General features: G+C 29.6%; 19 protein-coding genes, 2 tRNA genes and 1 other annotated feature. Of the genes, 13 read left to right on the plus strand and 8 right to left on the minus strand.

Annotated features, from left to right (window positions below; translation table 11 throughout):
• Positions 1-77 precede the first annotated feature (77 nt).
• The gene (gene argH / locus LJD34_RS08395; RefSeq protein WP_227359611.1) at positions 78-1,454 is read right to left on the minus strand and encodes an argininosuccinate lyase; all 1,377 of its coding nucleotides are present in this window, start codon (positions 1,452-1,454) and stop codon (positions 78-80) included.
• 39 nt (positions 1,455-1,493) lie between these two features.
• Entirely contained in the window at positions 1,494-2,705 is a 1,212-nt protein-coding gene (locus LJD34_RS08400) for an argininosuccinate synthase (RefSeq protein WP_227359612.1), read from the minus strand.
• A gap of 186 nt (positions 2,706-2,891) precedes the next feature.
• Positions 2,892-3,102, plus strand: a binding site (T-box leader).
• Between the two features lie 39 nt (positions 3,103-3,141).
• On the opposite strand from LJD34_RS08400, the gene argC reads away from it, so the two are divergent.
• From argC to argB, 3 genes are read left to right on the plus strand one after another with little or no spacing between them, the layout of a single operon-like run.
• Positions 3,142-4,179, plus strand: a complete 1,038-nt coding sequence (argC, locus tag LJD34_RS08405; protein WP_032090483.1) for an N-acetyl-gamma-glutamyl-phosphate reductase — start codon at positions 3,142-3,144, stop codon at positions 4,177-4,179.
• Between the two features lie 13 nt (positions 4,180-4,192).
• Complete coding sequence (gene argJ, locus LJD34_RS08410) at positions 4,193-5,416, plus strand: bifunctional ornithine acetyltransferase/N-acetylglutamate synthase (protein WP_227359613.1); 1,224 nt, start codon at positions 4,193-4,195, stop codon at positions 5,414-5,416.
• A gap of 11 nt (positions 5,417-5,427) precedes the next feature.
• Positions 5,428-6,300 (plus strand): acetylglutamate kinase, encoded by an 873-nt coding sequence (gene argB, locus LJD34_RS08415; protein ID WP_227359614.1) that lies wholly within the window; start codon positions 5,428-5,430, stop codon positions 6,298-6,300.
• Positions 6,301-6,315: 15 nt separating this feature from the next.
• On the opposite strand, the gene LJD34_RS08420 is transcribed toward argB, so the two are convergent.
• From LJD34_RS08420 to LJD34_RS08430, 3 genes are all read right to left on the minus strand, one after another.
• Positions 6,316-7,122, minus strand: coding sequence for a metallophosphoesterase (locus LJD34_RS08420; RefSeq protein ID WP_227359615.1), 807 nt, complete (start codon positions 7,120-7,122; stop codon positions 6,316-6,318).
• Positions 7,122-8,894: a ribonuclease J1 gene (rnjA, locus tag LJD34_RS08425; RefSeq protein WP_022002864.1), complete on the minus strand. Its 1,773-nt coding sequence runs from the start codon at positions 8,892-8,894 to the stop codon at positions 7,122-7,124. The genes LJD34_RS08420 and rnjA overlap by 1 nt, the downstream gene beginning before the upstream one ends.
• Before the next feature lie 123 nt (positions 8,895-9,017).
• Positions 9,018-9,875 carry a DegV family protein gene (locus LJD34_RS08430; RefSeq protein WP_032090472.1) on the minus strand — a complete coding sequence of 286 codons (858 nt, stop codon included), beginning with the start codon at positions 9,873-9,875 and terminating at the stop codon, positions 9,018-9,020.
• A gap of 126 nt (positions 9,876-10,001) precedes the next feature.
• Here LJD34_RS08430 and trxA point away from each other — a divergent pair, with 126 nt between their 5' ends.
• The 3 genes from trxA (at position 10,002) to LJD34_RS08445 (ending at position 12,475) form a co-directional block, all read left to right on the plus strand.
• Positions 10,002-10,307 (plus strand): thioredoxin, encoded by a 306-nt coding sequence (trxA, locus tag LJD34_RS08435; RefSeq protein WP_147579543.1) that lies wholly within the window; start codon positions 10,002-10,004, stop codon positions 10,305-10,307.
• A 25-nt stretch (positions 10,308-10,332) separates the two neighbouring features.
• Complete coding sequence (locus LJD34_RS08440; RefSeq protein ID WP_022002861.1) at positions 10,333-10,932, plus strand: HAD family hydrolase; 600 nt, start codon at positions 10,333-10,335, stop codon at positions 10,930-10,932.
• Between the two features lie 103 nt (positions 10,933-11,035).
• Entirely contained in the window at positions 11,036-12,475 is a 1,440-nt protein-coding gene (locus LJD34_RS08445) for a L,D-transpeptidase family protein (protein ID WP_227359616.1), read from the plus strand.
• 36 nt (positions 12,476-12,511) lie between these two features.
• Here the strand turns inward: LJD34_RS08445 and LJD34_RS08450 are convergent, their stop codons facing one another.
• The gene (locus LJD34_RS08450) at positions 12,512-12,712 is read right to left on the minus strand and encodes a cold-shock protein (RefSeq protein ID WP_022002859.1); all 201 of its coding nucleotides are present in this window, start codon (positions 12,710-12,712) and stop codon (positions 12,512-12,514) included.
• Positions 12,713-12,935: 223 nt separating this feature from the next.
• On the opposite strand from LJD34_RS08450, the gene LJD34_RS08455 reads away from it, so the two are divergent.
• Positions 12,936-13,277, plus strand: coding sequence for a phenylpyruvate tautomerase MIF-related protein (locus tag LJD34_RS08455; RefSeq protein WP_022002858.1), 342 nt, complete (start codon positions 12,936-12,938; stop codon positions 13,275-13,277).
• A gap of 23 nt (positions 13,278-13,300) precedes the next feature.
• Here LJD34_RS08455 and LJD34_RS08460 read toward each other — a convergent pair whose 3' ends face one another.
• Together LJD34_RS08460 and LJD34_RS08465 are read right to left on the minus strand one after the other, a co-directional pair.
• Positions 13,301-14,128: an alpha/beta hydrolase gene (locus tag LJD34_RS08460; protein WP_117831861.1), complete on the minus strand. Its 828-nt coding sequence runs from the start codon at positions 14,126-14,128 to the stop codon at positions 13,301-13,303.
• A gap of 2 nt (positions 14,129-14,130) precedes the next feature.
• On the minus strand, positions 14,131-14,898 hold the full coding sequence (locus LJD34_RS08465; protein WP_227359617.1) for a class I SAM-dependent methyltransferase: 768 nt from the start codon (positions 14,896-14,898) through the stop codon (positions 14,131-14,133).
• Positions 14,899-15,028: 130 nt separating this feature from the next.
• Between LJD34_RS08465 and LJD34_RS08470 the strand changes: the two genes are divergently transcribed.
• The 6 genes from LJD34_RS08470 to LJD34_RS08495 all read left to right on the plus strand — a co-directional run bounded on the left by LJD34_RS08470 (position 15,029) and on the right by LJD34_RS08495 (position 17,874).
• Positions 15,029-15,104: transfer RNA gene (locus LJD34_RS08470), tRNA-His, on the plus strand.
• A 28-nt stretch (positions 15,105-15,132) separates the two neighbouring features.
• Positions 15,133-15,208: transfer RNA gene (locus LJD34_RS08475), tRNA-His, on the plus strand.
• Between the two features lie 52 nt (positions 15,209-15,260).
• The gene (locus tag LJD34_RS08480) at positions 15,261-15,722 is read left to right on the plus strand and encodes a GNAT family N-acetyltransferase (protein WP_227359618.1); all 462 of its coding nucleotides are present in this window, start codon (positions 15,261-15,263) and stop codon (positions 15,720-15,722) included.
• Between the two features lie 75 nt (positions 15,723-15,797).
• Positions 15,798-16,205 (plus strand): hypothetical protein, encoded by a 408-nt coding sequence (locus LJD34_RS08485; protein ID WP_227359619.1) that lies wholly within the window; start codon positions 15,798-15,800, stop codon positions 16,203-16,205.
• A gap of 59 nt (positions 16,206-16,264) precedes the next feature.
• Positions 16,265-16,930, plus strand: a complete 666-nt coding sequence (locus LJD34_RS08490; protein WP_147579550.1) for a response regulator transcription factor — start codon at positions 16,265-16,267, stop codon at positions 16,928-16,930.
• Positions 16,918-17,874 carry a sensor histidine kinase gene (locus tag LJD34_RS08495; RefSeq protein ID WP_227359620.1) on the plus strand — a complete coding sequence of 319 codons (957 nt, stop codon included), beginning with the start codon at positions 16,918-16,920 and terminating at the stop codon, positions 17,872-17,874. The genes LJD34_RS08490 and LJD34_RS08495 overlap by 13 nt, the downstream gene beginning before the upstream one ends.
• The last annotated feature ends 45 nt before the right edge of the window (positions 17,875-17,919 follow it).

The following is a 17,919-nucleotide window of genomic DNA, read 5'->3' on the forward strand; positions in this document are numbered from 1 at the left end:
ACTCCGCCTAATAATTTAGAGCGAACCTCTAAGCACCGGATAATTTAATATACCAAGAAAAAGGGCAAACGCCCTTTTTAAAATTGTTTTAAATATTCTTCATTTAAAGCGATGACTTTTTTCATCATCTCTTGACCACAGGCACCAATTGTATTTCTTTTGTTGACACAAGTGTTGACATCAATTGCTTGATAAACATCTTCTTCAAAAACATCAGAGATATTTTTTAATTCTTCTAGAGAAAGTTCATCAAGATCTTTGTTTTGGCTAATTGCATATAAAACAAGTTGACCAATAATACCATGAGCATCTCTAAATGGTACACCTTTATTTACTAGATAGTCAGCAGCATCAGTTGCATTTGTAAAACCACCAGTAGCTGATTTTTTCATTTTATCTTTATTAAATGTTGTTGATTTTAACATATCACTTAATAATTGAAGGCATCCTTTAGTTGTATTTAAAGCATCAAAATACATTTCTTTATCTTCTTGCATATCTTTATTATAAGCAAGAGGAAGACCTTTCATAGTTGTTAAAAATCCCATAAGGGCACCATAAACACGTCCTGTTTTCCCTCTGATCAATTCGCAAATATCAGGGTTTTTCTTTTGTGGCATGATTGAAGAACCGGTTGAGAATGTATCATCTAAATCAATAAATTGATATTCATTTGTATTCCAAATAATCATTTCTTCAGATAAACGTGACATATGCATCATCATTGTAGACATTGCGCTTAAAAGTTCAATTAAATAATCACGATCAGAAACGCCATCAATACTATTTAAACAAGGTCCTTTAAAACCTAAAATTTCAGCACTGTATTCTCTATCTAAGGGATAAGTTGTTCCAGCAAGAGCCCCAGAACCTAATGGACAATAAACCATTCTTTCATAAATATCATGTAAACGTGATTGATCACGCTTAAACATTTCAAAATAAGCTCCCATATGATGAGCTAAAGTAATTGGCTGTGCTTTTTGTAGATGGGTAAAACCAGGCATGATGGTATCGATATGTTCTTTCATGATTTCGTGAATGGTTTTTAATAAATCAACAAGTAAAGTATTCAACATTTCGATTTGATCTTTTGTATAAAGTCTCATGTCTAAAGCAACTTGGTCATTTCTACTTCTACCAGTATGTAATTTTTTACCAGTATCACCAATACGATCAATCAATGTTGATTCGACAAAACTATGAATGTCTTCAAAGTTTTCATCAATTTCTAATGTTCCATTTTCAACTTCATTTAAAATTTCTTTTAAAGTTTTTTCAATTAGTTGACCTTCTTCTTGTGTTAAGATTTCTTGTTTTGTTAACATTTTTACATGACCGATACTTCCTTTGATATCTTGACTGGCAAAAGTTTTATCAAATTTAATAGAAGCATTAAAATCATAAACAAGTTGGTTTGTAGGTTTAGTGAATCTTCCACCCCATAAATTCATAAATTTCCTCCTTTAAATAAAAAGAGCAGTGGGCTCTTTTTATTTTTTGTTATTTAATTTCATTGCACGTACTTTAGTTGAAAGACCATATAAAGTAATAAATCCTTCAGCGTCATGATGATCATATAAATCACCAGTTTTAAATGATGCGATATCTTCATCATATAATGAATAAGGAGAAGTTGTACCTTCTTTAATAATATTTCCTTTATATAATCTAAAGTTTGTTGTACCTGTTACATATTCTTGAGTCTTATTAACAAAAGCAGTTAATGCTTCTCTAAGTGGTGAGAACCATTTAGCAGCATAAACAAGTTCAGCAAATTCAACAGAAACAAGACGTTTATATTTAAGTGTCTCTCTATCTAAGATAAGTTCTTCTAATTGTTGGTGAGCTTCCATTAAGATAGTTCCACCTGGTGTTTCATAAACACCTCTTGATTTCATACCAACAACACGGTTTTCAACGATATCGATAATACCAATACCATGTTGACCACCGATTTCATTTAATTTTTCTAAGATTTCTCTTTGAGACATCTTTTCACCATTTAAAGCAACAGGAACACCTTTTTCCCAATCAATTGATAAGTGAACATCTTCTTCTGGAGCTTTTTCTGGAGAATTTGATAATACTAATAAGTGATCATAATTTGGAGCACATGATGGATCTTCAAGTTCTAATCCTTCATGAGAAATATGCCAAATATTTCTATCACGTGAGTAACTATTATCAGCAGAGAAAGGTAAATTGATACCATGAGCTCTACAATATTCGATTTCAGATTCACGAGAATCCATTGTCCATTTTGGATCACGCCATGCAGCGATGATTTTTAAATCTGGAGCTAAAGCTTTAATACCTAATTCAAAACGAATTTGGTCATTTCCTTTACCAGTGGCACCATGACAAATTGCTGTTGCACCTTCTTGACGAGCAACATCAACAAGTACTTTTGCAATTAATGGACGAGCAGTTGCAGTCCCTAATAAGTATTTGTATTCAAATACAGCATCTGCTTGAACAGTAGGCATAATGTAATTTTCTACGTATTCATCAACCACATTTTTGATATAAAGTTTACTTGCACCACAAGCTTTAGCACGTTCTTCTAGACCGTCTAATTCTTCTTTTTGACCAACGTCAATACAGCAACAAATAACTTCACAATCATAGTTTTCTTTTAGCCATGGGATAATCGCAGTTGTATCTAATCCACCAGAATAAGCTAAAACAACTTTTTCTTTCATTTATAGTTTCCCCCTTATTTTTTATCTTATAAATTATTATTATCATAAACTACTTTTTTCAAATATGCAATATACTTGTCGAAATGTTGTAGACCCAAAAAGTAAGCCCCATCTTTATTATATATTAAAAATTTTTTTTCTTAATAAATCATTATTGACAAAATGGAAATTTGTCATATAATGGTTTTAAACTCGAAGACTAAAAGAGTAGTCTTTATGGAAATAAGAGCAATCCTATGTTGATGGAAGATAGGAATGGAAGTAAAGATGAAGCGCATTTACGAGAGAAAAGATGGAAATAGAAGTATATCTTTTGGTAGATCTGCCTTAAAGATGAAAGAGGTTGTAAGGTCAACTTACAACAATTAGAGTGGTAACGCGATCAGTCGTCTCTATTTAGAGACGGCTTTTTATTTTTTATAGGGGGAAAAGTAGAATGATTAATGTCGGAATTGTTGGTTCAACTGGTTATGGAGGATGTGAGCTTGTAAGATTTTTATTAACACATCCCAATGTCAATATTGAATGGGTTTCATCAAGAACATATAGTGATCAAGAATATAGTGATGTTTATAAAAGTTATTTCACTTTATTAGATCAAAAGTGTGTAGATGAAGATATTGAAAAATATTTAGATAATGTTGATGTTGTATTCTTTGCAACGCCTCAAGGGGTCTGTGCAAAGATGGTCAATGAAAATGTTTTAAAGAAAGTAAAGGTTATTGATTTATCTGCGGATTATCGTATTAAAGATGTTGAAACTTATGAATCATGGTATGGAATTAAACATGCTTCACCTGAATTTATTCAAGAAGCTGTTTATGGATTATGTGAAATCAATAGAGAAGATGTTAAAAATGCAAGACTGATTGCTAATCCTGGATGTTATCCAACATGTTCTATTTTATCGATTTATCCACTTGCTAAAGCAGGACTTATTGATATGGATACGTTGATTATTGATGCAAAGAGTGGAACAAGTGGTGCTGGTAGAGGAGCAAAAGTTCAAAATCTTTATTGTGAAGTGAATGAAAGTATTAAAGCTTATGGTGTAGCAAGTCATCGTCATACACCAGAAATTGAAGAACAATTAGGGTATGCTTCTTCATCAAAAGTATTACTTAACTTCACACCTCATCTTATTCCAATGAATAGAGGAATTTTAATTACAGCTTACGCTTCATTAAAAAAAGGAGTAAGTGAGGAAGATGTTAAAAAAGCGTATGATATTTATAAAGATGAATATTTCGTACGTGTCTTAAAAGAAGGAAATGTTCCAGAAGTAAGAAATGTAAAATGTTCAAACTTTGTTGATGTTGCTTATAAAGTAGATCCTCGTACACATAGAGTGATTATGATGGGAGCCATGGACAATCTAGTTAAAGGAGCTGCTGGTCAAGCAATTCAAAATATGAATATTATGTTTGGTTTAGATGAAAAGACAGGTCTTATGTTAGCACCTGCAGTTTTATAAGGGGAAAAAGAGTATGAAAATAATAGAAGATGGAACAGTTACTAATCCAAAAGGGTATAAAGGTGCTGGATTACATATTGGTATTAAAAAGAAAAATAAAGATTTTGCTTTAATTGTTTCTGATGTTGAAGCAAAAGCAGTAGGAACTTTTACAACAAATATGGTAAAAGCGGCTCCTGTTTTATGGGATAAACAAGTTGTAGAAAACAGTGATACAGTAAAGGCTATTGCGATTAATAGTGGGATTGCCAATGCTTGTACTGGAAAACTTGGTGAAGAAGCAAATGAAAAATTCGCAAATATTGTAGGAAATGCTTTAAATGTAGAAAAAGAAAAAGTATTGATTTGTTCAACAGGAGTCATTGGTAAACAATTATCTACTGATCCAATTGAAAAAGGGATTGATGAAGCTTTAAAACAATTAAAAGATGATCATCAAGCAGGAATTGATGTAGCTACTTCAATTATGACAACAGATACAAAACCAAAACATTTAGCTGTTGAAATTGAAGTAAAAGGAAAAACGGTAACTATTGGAGCATGTTGTAAAGGTTCAGGGATGATTCATCCAAATATGGCAACAATGCTTGGATTTATTACAACTGATTTAAATATTTCTAAAGAATTATTAAATAAAGCATTAAAATCAGTTATTCCAGATACTTTTAATATGATTTCTGTAGATAGAGATACTTCAACAAATGATACTGTTTTATTACTTGCTAATGGTTTGGCTGGTAATGATGAAATTGTAAAAGAAGATGAAGATTATCAAACATTTAAAGAAGCTTTATATTATGTTAATGAATACTTAGCTAAATGTATTGCAAGTGATGGAGAAGGGGCTACTAAATTATTAGAAGTAAATGTAAATGGTGCAAAAGATGTTAAACAAGCAAAAGTAATTGCTAAAAGTATTTGCACATCACCACTTGTAAAAACAGCTATTTTTGGAAATGATGCAAATTGGGGAAGACTTTTATGTGCGATGGGATATTCTGGGGAAGAATTTGATCCTTATCAAGTAGATTTATATATAGAAAGTGAATTTGGCAATTTAAAACTTGTAGAAAATGGGATGGCTACAGATTATAGTGAAGAATTTGCAACTAAGATTTTATCGAGTGATTATGTAAAAACAAATATTGAAATGAAAATTGCTGATGCAAAGGCAACAGCTTGGGGATGTGATTTGACTTATGATTATGTCAAAATCAATGCTGATTATCGTTCGTAGGGGGAAAAGAGATGCAACAAGAGTTTAAGAAGGAAATTAATAAAGCGGAAATTTTAGTAGAAGCGCTTGGATATATGCAAAAATATGAAGGTGATATTGTTGTTATTAAGTATGGTGGAAGTGCAATGACAAATGAAATCATCAAAAAGAGCGTTTTAAAAGATATTGCAGTTTTAAAATCAGTTGGGTTAAAACCAATTATCGTTCATGGTGGGGGAAAAGACATCAATAGAATGTTAGACCGTGTACAAATTAAAAGTGAGTTTAAAAATGGTCTAAGAGTTACTGATAGAGATACTTTAGAAATTGCGGAAATGGTTTTATCTGGAAAAATCAATAAAGGTCTTGTAACACATTTAGAACAAATTGGAACACATGCTGTTGGATTATCTGGAAAAGATGGAAATATGATTACGGTAGAAAAGGTTATGCCTCAAGGTGAAGATATTGGTTTTGTAGGGAAAATTACAAGTGTGGATACTACACTCATCAATACTTTATTAGATCAAGGGTATACACCAATTATTTCAACAATTGGTTTAGATGAAAAATATCATGCTTATAATATTAATGCAGATGATGTTGCTACAGCAATTGCACGCGCTGTTAAAGCAAGTAAACTTGTTTTCTTAACGGATATTGAAGGTGTATTAGAAGATCCAAATAACTCAGAAACATTGATTTCAAAAATTGATACTGAATCAGCTAAAGAATTATTTGAAAGTGGTATTATTACTGGAGGAATGATTCCAAAACTTAAAAACTGTTTAGAGGCAGTACAAAATGATGTTAAACGTGTTCATATTTTAGATGGTAGATTAGAACATAGCTTATTAATAGAAATCTTTACTAAAAAAGGTGTTGGAACAATGATAAAAAAATAGAACTCATAGCGAGTTCTATTTTTTTAATTTAATAATATTTATTTCATCATAAGTTAAAAAACGATGTTGCTCATTTGATTCTTTATGAAAACCATTAGAAATAAGAAGTGTCGTTCCATTATTTACATGTTTTCCACTAACATATTTTTTGCCTTTTTCCTTTGTTTCTATACTCCCTATAAAAGGAAGTTTATAATAACCACCAAGAGTATGACCTGATAGTTGAAGCTGAACAGAGCTCTCTTTTATTTGAGTAAAGTAATCTGGTTGATGGACTAAAGCAATTTTAAAATGGTTATTGTTATTTTCATTAATCAATCCAGAACAGTCACCTGTGTTTTCTAAACCTAGAAGGTCAATGACTGCATCTTTATAGTAAATGGAACGAGATTCATTATGCAAAACTTCAAATCCTGCTTCTGTTAATAGATTTGTACAATTTGTAGAATCGCTTTGATCTTTTTCACCCATAACTGCGAATTTACCATAATGAGATTGAATGTTTTTTAAAGTCTGACTTACTTTTTCTATTTCAAATGAAGAATCACTATAAATATCTCCACCAAAAAGAACAAGATCAACATCTTTTTGATTAAATTCTTTAACTGCTTTTTTTAATCGATTTAAATCTTCTTTTGTAGAAAGATTTAAATCAGAAAGATAACCAATCGTAAAACCATTAAATTCCTTAGGTAATGTCTTTTGAGTATAAGTAACACTTTTAAAACGATAAGTATCTTTACTTTGAATATACCATTGATAAAGACATAGAACTAAGAAAAGAGATAGGATACATAAAATGATTTTTTTTATTTTTTTCATTATTTTTTATTCATAATAACAGGAATAATCATTGGATTTCTTTTTGTTTTACGATAAAAATATTGAGAAAGAACATCTCTTGTTGTATTTTTGATTTCACCAAAAGTTGTTTTTCCTGCAAGTAATTGACCTAAAGCTTGGCCAACTAAATTTTCAGCTTCACGAATCATTGGAAAACTATCTTTCATATAGACAAATCCACGAGAAATAATCACAGGTTTTGTAAGTAACTTTCCTTCATGTGAATCCATAGCAATTAAAACAGAAACCATACCATCTTCAGATAAGATTTGACGATCCCTTAAAACAGCAGTTGATAAACCTGAAAGATCATTACCATCAACATAAATATCATCTACATGAATTCTTGGTCCTAAACGAGCAGTTCCTTTATTAAGTAAAATTGTATCTCCATTACTTAAAACAAATGTATTTTCTTTAGGAACGCCTACTTCTTGAGAAAGTTCAGCATGAATTTTCAACATACGATATTCTCCATGCACTGGGAAGAAATATTTTGGTTTTGTAAGTAATAACATTAATTTTTGTTCTTCTTGACTTGCATGTCCCGAAGTATGCAAATTATTGAACGCTGTATTGACTAAAACTTTGGCACCTGCTCTAAATAAGCGGTTAACAACAACATTGATACTTGATGCATTTCCTGGAATTGGACTTGATGAAAAGACAACAGTATCTCCAGGTTTGATTTTAACGAATTTATGTGTTCCATTAGCAATACGACTTAACGCAGCCAAAGCTTCTCCTTGACTTCCTGTACATAGAATTAAGATTTCATTATCAGGTAATTTTTTTGCTTCATTATTACTGATAAAGAAAGAATCAGGTGCTTTAATATAACCCATTTGTCTTGATACTTGGATGTTATTTTCCATTGAACGACCAAAAACAAGAATTTTACGATTAAATTTAACTGCTGCTTCTACGATTTGTTGGACACGGTGAACATTGGAAGCAAAAGTTGCTACAATTAAACGTCCTTCAGTTTTTCTAAATTCTTCTTGAACAGCATATGCTACTTGCTTTTCGCTTTTAGAAAAAGTAGGAACTTCAGCATTGGTAGAATCGCTTAATAATAAAGTAACACCAGTTTCACCTAAAAACGACATTTTTTGGAAATCAGCAGGATCTCCTACAGGTGTTAAATCAAACTTAAAGTCACCTGTTGAAACAATTCGTCCGTTAGGAGAATTAATAATAATTCCTAAACTTTCAGGAATAGAATGATTGGTTTTAAAGAAACCAATATTAAAATATTTAGTTTTTATTTGATATTCATCATCGATACGAATCAAGTGCGTTGCATTTGTTAAACGCTTTTCCTCTAACTTTCTTGTAATCATCGCACAAGCAAGGGGAGAAGCATAAATGAATGGTATTTTTACAACTTGTAGTAAAAAAGGAATTCCTCCAATATGATCTTCATGACCATGAGTAATCAATAATCCTCTAATTTTGTTTTCATTACGTTTTAAATAACTATAATCTGGAATGACATAATCAATACCAGGTAAACCTTCTTCAGCAAATTTTACCCCAGCATCAATAATGATAATTTCATTATCGTGTTCAACACAATACATATTTTTTCCAATTTCATTTAAACCACCTAAAGCATAGACTTTAGTATCGATTGTTTTATTATGTTTTGTATTTTTATAGTTTTTATGTGTTGATCTATGACGATTAAAATTTTTATTTTTTGTATTTTTATTGCCATTATATTTATTATGGATTGGCTTTTCTTGCATAAATGACCTCCTTATATTTTTTTGTTTTATTATAGCATAAACTTAAAATGTATTATAGACTATCAAAATGAAAAAAGTCAAATTATTATACCCAAAAATAAAAAAGATTCTCAAATGAGAATCTTAAATTTTTTTACATATAGCAATTGCTAGAGAATGAGGTCCAATATGACAAGAAACACTTAATGATAAAGGATCACAAATAATATTTTCACCTGGATAAAGTTCTTCAAGTTCTTTTTTTAATTCTAAAGCGGGTGCTTCATCATAAGTGTAAGCGACACAAATATGCACGTTATGATAGTCATCATCAAAGCGTTCTTTAATATCTTTAGCGATTGCTTCTTTCATGATTTTAGTTCCTCTAGCCATTGTTCTAGTTTTAGCGAAAGAATCTAATTTTTCACCTTGTATTTGTAAAATAGGTTTAATTTTTAACATCCCACCCAATAAAGCAGCAGCAGGGGTAATACGACCACCTTTTTTTAAATAATCAAGTGTATTAACAGTAATATAAATAGAAGCATTTAATTTATTTTCAGTTAAAATATCACAAATTTCTTGTCCTGATTTTCCTTGATCAGCTAATCTTTTAGCATCAATGACATCGTATTTTTGAGTAACAGAGATACGTTGACTGTCTACGACAAAAACACGATTATCGTATTCTTGTGCTAGCATCATAGCTGTTTGGCACGAACCACTTAATCCACTAGACATTGGAATATGAACGATTTCATCATAATCTTTTAAAATTTGATCCCATAATTCTTTAACGTTTCCTACAACAGGTTGAGAAGTAAAGATTTCTGCACCATTTAATTGTTTTTCAAAGAATTCTTCATGAGTTAAATTTATATCTTCATAGTATGTTTGATCATCAATAGTAAAAGGCATTGGCAAAACAAAAATACCAAGTTCTTTTGCTTCTTTTTGACGAATACCTGCATTACTATCAGTCACAACTGCGACTTTTTTCATAATACCACTCCATTTCTAGTATAATCACAAGCACATAATAACAGTTATAGCGATAAAATTCAAATAATATAAGCATATCACTTGTAAAAAAAAAGAGTTTTGGCATAATATAATGGAGGTGAAATTATGGAAGTTATTACAAATGTACAATTTGATGAAGTTATTTCTAAAGGTGTTGTTGTGATTGATTTCTTTGCTAATTGGTGTGGACCATGCAAAATGTTAGCTCCTGTTTTAGAAGAAGTTGCTCAAGAGTTACCAAAAGTTACATTTGCAAAAGTAGATGTTGATCAAGATCCTTCATTAGCAGGAAGATATGGAATTCAATCTATTCCACATTTAATTCTTTTTAAAGATGGTCAAGCTGTTGATCAAATTAGTGGTTTTGTTGGAAAAGATGTTATCTTAGAAAAACTTAATCCTTTATTATAATAGGCAGTTTGCCTATTTTTTACATATGATAAAAAATATTGTTTTAGATATGGGAAATGTCTGTTGTAAATGGGATGTTTCCTATATTGCAAGTCAGCTTGCATCTTCTTTAGAAGAAAAAGATTATATTATTAAACATTTATTCCAAACAAAACAATGGGCACAACTTGATCAAGGGGTTCTTTCTTTACAAGATGCCAAAAAACAATTAATTGAACAAATTCCTGATGAAAAAAGGGATTTAATTGTGTATGCTTTTGAACATTGGTTTGATTATTTTGATCAGTTTGATGAAATGGAAGAATTTATTAAAAGATATAAGGGTAAAGGATATCAATTTTATTTGTTGTCTAATTGTTCAATGCAATTTTATCAATATTATCAATCAAAATCTATTTTTCAACATTTTAAAGAGCTTTATACATCTGCAAAATATCAAAAAATAAAACCAAATTTAGATATTTATCAAGATTTTTTAAGTCGTTATCATCTAAAAGCTAATGAATGCCTTTTTGTTGATGATTTAAAAGAAAATATAGACGCAGCTATAAAAGTTGGTATGAAAGGCTTTGTTTATCATCAAAATATACAAGAGTTAGAGAAATATATAGAAAATATCTTATAAAAGTATGGATTATCATTTTTTATGATAAATACCATACTTTTTCTTTACCTATAAATATTTTGTGATAAAATGGGTGCAGAAATGTAAGAGAGGGAGAATATTTATGACAAAAAAGAAGAATAATTGGTATTCAAATCATAAAAAGCCTGTTTTAATTTGTGGAATCGTTGTTTTGGTTCTTCTTATTGTTTATTTAGCAGGAATGCTATATTACAATGATAAGTTTTTAAATGGAACAATGGTCAATGGGAGTGATGTTGGAGGAATGACATTACAAAAAGCAAATGATCAATTATCTAAGAAAGTAAATGGACAATCATTAAAATTGATTTTTAATGATGGACAAAGTGAAGTATTACAATCAGCTCAATTAGGTGTATCTTATAATAAAGATAATTCATTGAATCAATTAATGAAAAATCAAAATAAATGGGCTTGGTTTATAGGATTCTTTAAAAATGAAAAAAATACTTTAACTGATTTAATACAAATCAGTGATGAAAACTTAACAAATGGTATAGCATCAATGGAACATGCTAAAGAAGAAAATCAAATTGCACCAACAGATGCCTATATTCAATATAAAGATGGAAGTTTTTCAATTATTGAAGAAACGTTAGGATCAAAATTTAATATTGAAGAATTAGTTAAAAATATCAAGGTAGCTTTAAGTGAAGGAAAACAACAATTAGATGTTACAAAAGCAAATGGTTATGTTAAACCTCAAGTTTACAAAGATGATCAAGATTTGAATAATCAATTAAAGGCAGCAAATGAATATTGTTTATCAGCAATTACATATACAACACCTAAAGGAAAAGAAATTGCTTTAGATGGAAGTACACTTATTACTTGGTTAAGTAAACAAGATGATGGAAGTTATACAAAAGATGAAAGTGTTTTTAAAGAAAAATTAACTGCCTTTGTTAAAGAACTTGCAAGTCAATATAATTCCATTGGTGCAACAAGAACGTTTACTGGAAAAGATGGACAAAGTCATACAGTCAGTGGAGGAACTTATGGATTTAGAGTTTCTACTGATAGTGAAGTAAGTGCATTATTAAAAATGATCAATGAAAATAAAAGTGAAAATAATAGAATACCTGAACATACAGGACAACTTCCATCAGGAGAAAATGGTGGACTAGGAACGACTTATTTAGAAATCAATATTACAAAACAACATTTATGGTTTGTTAAAGATGGAAGTGTTGTTTTAGAAAGTGATTTTGTAAGTGGTAAAGAAAGTGATCCTACAAGACTTACACCAAGTGGTACATATTATATTTATAATAAGGAAAGAAATAGAGTTTTAAGAGGAACAAAACAACCAAATGGGAAATATGAATACGAATCACCTGTTTCTTATTGGATGCCATTTAATAAAGGTATAGGGCTACATGATGCTTCATGGAGAAGTACGTTTGGTAGAGATATTTATATTAATAGCGGTTCACATGGATGTATTAACTTACCAACAGGATTTGCTGGAAGCTTATATTCACAAATTTATGTTAATTTACCAGTCGTTGTTTATAGATAAAAAAAGAGATTGCATCAGCAATCTCTTTTCTGTACATTATTTTACAACAACGTTTTGAGCTTGTGGACCACGATCAGTTTCTACTACATCATAGTCAACAGTTTGACCTTCTTCTAATGTTTTGTATCCATCAGCTTGAATTGCAGAGAAGTGAACGAAGATATCTTTTCCTTCTTCACTAGTGATGAATCCGAATCCTTTTTCGGCATTAAACCATTTTACTTTTCCGACAGCCATGTCTGGTACCTCCTATAAAAATTACAAATGGAAATACTCTATGTATAAAATCGCAAATATGAGATTGTGTACATAAAGTGAAATACAACTTCCTCATATTTGAGATATTTTGGAAAATCATATAAAACCTTTGCATATCTATTATATCATTACAAAAAATATTTTGTAAACAGTTTCAATTTATTTTTTTAATGATAAAATAGAAAGAAGAGGAGGAATTATTATGCCATATATATCATTTAAAACAAATCATAAATTAACCTTAAGACAAGAAAATACAATTAAATCAAAATCGGGGGAACTCATTTCACTTATTCCTGGTAAAACAGAAAAAGCTTTGATGATTCATATGGAAGATGATCAAATTATGTATTTTAAAGGAGAAGAAACTCCTTGTATGATGATTGAAATCAATCTTTATAAAAGTGCAGAATTTGATGATAAGAAAAAATTAACAGAAGCGATGATTCAAATGATTCATGAAACAACGAAAATCGAAGCTGATAATATTTATGTTATTTTCCATGAATTTGATCATTGGGGACTTAATCAAACGTTGATTTAAAATAAGAGCAGGTTATCCTGCTCTTATTTGCTTACGTGGCCACTATTTAAACCTTCATCTTTTTTATTTAAAGGAAGCCAGTCTAAAATTTTTAAAATATAACGATCCCAGAAATCCCATTCATGATTTCCAGGTCCTTCTTCATAAGTTAAATCTACTTTTTCTTCAAGTAAAAAGTCACGATATTTACGATTTGTGGCAAGTAATAAATCATCCGTTCCAATACACATATACATTTTAGGAAGTTGATCATGAGGGATTTTCTTTACTAAAGCATAGTAATCTTTATCACTCTCTTTTAATTTTGTTATATCGCCAAATAAACTTTCATAATATTTTTTAGCGTCAACCCCTTGAATGATAGGAGGTTTACAATCTACCCAATCATCTAACATCAAAGCACTTGAAAGACCGGCAATAAAACCAAAAGTATTGTAATACTTTAAACCATTGACAATAGCACCATAGCCTCCCATTGAAAGACCAGCAATAAAAGTATCTTCTTTTCTATGAGAAAGAGGGAACATTGCACGTGTCATTTCTACAAGTTCTTCTCCAATAAATTGACTATATAAATTATGCGTATTTTCTTGATCAACGTAGAACATATTTTCTCCACTTGGCATCACGACACATAATCCTCTTTCACTCGCAAATCTTTGAATACGGGTACCATAAAGCCAATCATTTTGATCACCAAAGATACCATGTAATAAATAAAGTGTTTTATATTCCTTCTTTTGATTATATGTCATTGTATCCATATCTAATGTATCTGTTGGTAAAACAACAGTAACATCAACAGTTCTAAGTAATGCTTTTGATAAATAATTTAATTTAATGATTGCCATAACTACACCTTCCTTAATATATCTAAAGTATGAGAACTTACGCCAATCATATCTAATCTTTCACAAGTAGATAAATGGTATTGCATAAAAAGTTCAAATGTTTCGTCATCCATTTTATTTAAAATAGGACGCATATAATCTGCTGGTCCATCAGCAGCAATAATCTTAATTCTTTTTAAATTCAAATCTTGATTTAATTGATTGATCAGTTCGATTCTGACATAACTATAAAGATCATCGATATTGGTTTGTGTTTGAAAATGTTCATCAATTTTCCCACTTTTTAAAGCTTCCTTAATATGACCATCTCTAAAGCCATGAACAAGTACACTATAATCATTCATGACATAAGCAACTAAAATAACTCCTCCTGTTTTAGTTACACGTTTAGCTTCAGACAATGCTTTAAGTTTATCTTCGTAATTAAAAAGGTGATACATTGGTCCAAATAAAAGTGTTAAATCAAAAGTTTCATCTTGATAGCGTGATAAATCTAAAGCAGTTCCTTGATAGGCTTTCACATTACTTTTCTTTGCTTTTAACATTCCAAGATTATATTTCACAAGTTCAATAGCGTCTACTTCATAACCTTCTTGACTTAAAGCGACAGAATATCTTCCTGTACCAGCACCGATATCTAAAATACGATCACCAGCTTTTAAATAATCATGAATATATTTCATAGAAGTACGATATTCTACTTGTCCATGTTTTCTTAAAAGACGTTTGTCTTCACAAAATTTTCCATAATAATTTTCTAATTCATTCATACACTTATCCTTTTCATTATTATATTCTTTTTTATTGTATAATAAATCTTAAAAAGAATGTAGATATTTTTGTAAAAAATACTTTACAAAATTCATGAAATAGTGTAAATTAATACATGCAGTTGATACGGCGGACGTGGCGAAGTGGTTAACGCACCGGATTGTGGCTCCGGCACTCGTGAGTTCGATTCTCATCGTCCGCCCCATTTTTTAACTGTATAATAATAGTCCATGGCGGACGTGGCGAAGTGGTTAACGCACCGGATTGTGGCTCCGGCATTCGTGAGTTCGATTCTCATCGTCCGCCCCATTAGTGAAGATAAAGTCCTTAATAAAGGATTTTTTTGTTTATGGAGAAGAATATGATTAAATTAGTACAACCACAAATAACAGATTTAAAATATAGAAAAAAATTATTAAAAGATAAAAAGACCATGGATTTTAATAAAATCAATGGGGGAACTGTTGATTTTAATGAAAAAATATGGAAGTCTTGGTATCAGTTATGGATGAATGATACTAAACATTATTATGCTTATGTTTATGATGATGAAATAAAAAAATATATTGGTGAAGTATCTTATTATTTTGAAGAAGAATATCGAGAATATGTTTTAAATATTATCATTGAATATCCTTATAGACATTTAGGAAAAGGAAAAGTTGCTTTAGAACTTTTATGTAAACAAGCTAAAGAAAGTGGTCTACGCTTTTTATGTGATGATATTGAAACAAATAATCCTGCCAAAAAACTTTTTCTTGATTTAGGTTTTAAAGAAGTTTGGGCAAGAGAAAATATTACTATGTTGAAAAAACGCCTTTAGAACCAGGTTTGTTTTTTTTCACAAGATTTACACATCCTTTTTGTATACTTAAAACTATAGAAAGGATGAAGTCTTATGGAAAAGAAGCTAGATACGTATCTCATTTATTTAATTTATATTTTTGAATTTATTTATACAATAAGTTCACTCTATTTGAATGGTCATGCCATCTCTATAAGTGAAATGATAAAGAAAATGCCTATCTTTGATAATGTTTTTCAAATAGCTTATTGTATGATTTTTATAGTAGGTATTCTTTATTTTTTGTTTCTTCTTTATAAAATAGGACAACATAAAATCATTGATTTAAAGAAAAATACAGGTTTATTGTTTGGAATTATTTTTATGGATTTGGCATTATATAGATGTTTTATTATTCCAATGTTGATCATTTCACCAGCAATGAAGGTTGTTTGTATATGTTTTTTAATTCATTTACTTATTTATATTAAAAATCGAAAAATTTATATTTTAGGAAGATGAAAGTTTGTGCTTTCACCTTTTTTTCATTTAATCATGATATGATAAAAGTGGTGATAGTTATGAAAAAAATATTAATTGTAGAAGATGATCAAAGTATTGCATCTTCTTTAAAAGAAATGTTAGAGAAGAAAGGATATTTTATAGAGATTGCTGAATCTAAAAAGGAAACTTTAAAAAAAGTCAATGAATATGTTGATTTAATTCTTTTAGATATCCAACTTCCTGATGGTAATGGAATTGATTTATGTAAAGAGATTAAAGAAAAATATGAGATGCCTATTATTTTTTTAAGCTGTTTAAATGATGAAGAAACAATTGTAAAAGGATTAAATGAAGGTGGCGATGATTATGTTTGTAAGCCTTTTGGAATTAAAGAACTCTGTGCCAGAATTGAATGTGCTCTTAGAAAGGTAATAAAACAACAAGGAATCTATTATATAGATGACTTAATTATTGATACTTTAAAACATAAAGTATTTAAAGAAAATCAAGAATTAGAATTGAGTGCTATTACTTTTACTTTATTAGTAGCACTTGTCGAAGGACATGGAAGAGTACTTACAAGGGATTACTTATTGATGATGATTGAAGAGATAACAGGACATGTAGTAGAAGATAATACGTTAACTGTTCATTTAAAAAGACTCAGAAAGACTTTAGGGGAATATCAAAACCAAAAATATATTGAAACATTAAGGGGTGTAGGGTATCGGTGGAAGATATAAAAAAAGAAAAGAATATTCATATGTATTTTATGATTTCAATTGTATTAGCTATGTTTATGGAAATATATGCTTTTTTAATGAGATTAAATTTATTGAATATTTTTATTTTTATAAGCTTTATTTTTTATTTGTGGAATCAAAATCATAAAAAGAAACAAATGAATTATTTAATACAATGTTGTGATGCTATTATTGAACAAAAAGATTTTTCGATTATTGATGGTGAATCTAAAGAAAGTCTATTATCTAATAAATTATATGTGCTTAATAAAAGATATCATCAATCATTAGAAGCTGTTAAAAAAGAACAACTCAAATTAAAAGACTATATTGAAGATATCTCTCATCAACTAAAAACACCGATTACCTCTATTCGCATACAAACAGAATTGTTACTTGAAGAAAACCAAAATAAAAAGTTGTATTCTATAGAACATCAAATACAACGAATTCAACTTTTAGTCAATGACTTACAAACCATCGCCTTATTAGATTCTCATAATATCCAATATTGTTTTAAAGAATATGATTTACAAACGCTTATTGATGAAATAGAAGAAGATCTAGACTACCTAAATCCGCAAATTCATTTAAATAAAAATATAAAAGTATTATGTGATGAAAAATGGTTTATAGAAGCATTGGAAAATATTATTAAGAATTGTTTAGAAAAAAATTCTACACCCCTTTCTATTTTTGCTTATGAAAATGAAACAACTTTAAAAATGATGATTCAAGATCAAGGAAATGGTTTTAAGAAAAAAGATCTTCCTTTTTTATTTCAAAGATTTTATCGTGGGGAAAATTCAAAAGGGACAGGATTAGGACTTTATATAGCTAAAGAAATAATAGAGGCTCATCACGGTTTTATGAAAGCTTATAATCAACAAGGTGCTTGCTTTGAAATTGTACTTCCTCAAATGAAAATGAAGAAAAAAATCTAATTTCACTTAGTTTTCATGATTGAATCGTAAGATAAAGTTAGAGGA

The sequence above is a fragment of the Faecalibacillus sp. MSK20_93 genome, assembly GCF_020589945.1.
GTDB classification, from domain to species: Bacteria; Bacillota_I; Bacilli_A; order Erysipelotrichales; family Coprobacillaceae; genus Faecalibacillus; species Faecalibacillus intestinalis.

Excerpts from the sequence above, each read along its gene's own strand:
- argH (WP_227359611.1), bottom strand. The coding sequence starts at position 1,454 with ATGAATTTATGGGGTGGAAGATTCACTAAACCTACAAACCAACTTGTT.
- LJD34_RS08400 (WP_227359612.1), bottom strand. The coding sequence starts at position 2,705 with ATGAAAGAAAAAGTTGTTTTAGCTTATTCTGGTGGATTAGATACAACT.
- argC (WP_032090483.1), top strand. The coding sequence starts at position 3,142 with ATGATTAATGTCGGAATTGTTGGTTCAACTGGTTATGGAGGATGTGAG.
- argJ (WP_227359613.1), top strand. The coding sequence starts at position 4,193 with ATGAAAATAATAGAAGATGGAACAGTTACTAATCCAAAAGGGTATAAA.
- argB (WP_227359614.1), top strand. The coding sequence starts at position 5,428 with ATGCAACAAGAGTTTAAGAAGGAAATTAATAAAGCGGAAATTTTAGTA.
- LJD34_RS08420 (WP_227359615.1), bottom strand. The coding sequence starts at position 7,122 with ATGAAAAAAATAAAAAAAATCATTTTATGTATCCTATCTCTTTTCTTA.
- rnjA (WP_022002864.1), bottom strand. The coding sequence starts at position 8,894 with ATGCAAGAAAAGCCAATCCATAATAAATATAATGGCAATAAAAATACA.
- LJD34_RS08430 (WP_032090472.1), bottom strand. The coding sequence starts at position 9,875 with ATGAAAAAAGTCGCAGTTGTGACTGATAGTAATGCAGGTATTCGTCAA.
- trxA (WP_147579543.1), top strand. The coding sequence starts at position 10,002 with ATGGAAGTTATTACAAATGTACAATTTGATGAAGTTATTTCTAAAGGT.
- LJD34_RS08440 (WP_022002861.1), top strand. The coding sequence starts at position 10,333 with ATGATAAAAAATATTGTTTTAGATATGGGAAATGTCTGTTGTAAATGG.
- LJD34_RS08445 (WP_227359616.1), top strand. The coding sequence starts at position 11,036 with ATGACAAAAAAGAAGAATAATTGGTATTCAAATCATAAAAAGCCTGTT.
- LJD34_RS08450 (WP_022002859.1), bottom strand. The coding sequence starts at position 12,712 with ATGGCTGTCGGAAAAGTAAAATGGTTTAATGCCGAAAAAGGATTCGGA.
- LJD34_RS08455 (WP_022002858.1), top strand. The coding sequence starts at position 12,936 with ATGCCATATATATCATTTAAAACAAATCATAAATTAACCTTAAGACAA.
- LJD34_RS08460 (WP_117831861.1), bottom strand. The coding sequence starts at position 14,128 with ATGGCAATCATTAAATTAAATTATTTATCAAAAGCATTACTTAGAACT.
- LJD34_RS08465 (WP_227359617.1), bottom strand. The coding sequence starts at position 14,898 with ATGAATGAATTAGAAAATTATTATGGAAAATTTTGTGAAGACAAACGT.
- LJD34_RS08480 (WP_227359618.1), top strand. The coding sequence starts at position 15,261 with ATGATTAAATTAGTACAACCACAAATAACAGATTTAAAATATAGAAAA.
- LJD34_RS08485 (WP_227359619.1), top strand. The coding sequence starts at position 15,798 with ATGGAAAAGAAGCTAGATACGTATCTCATTTATTTAATTTATATTTTT.
- LJD34_RS08490 (WP_147579550.1), top strand. The coding sequence starts at position 16,265 with ATGAAAAAAATATTAATTGTAGAAGATGATCAAAGTATTGCATCTTCT.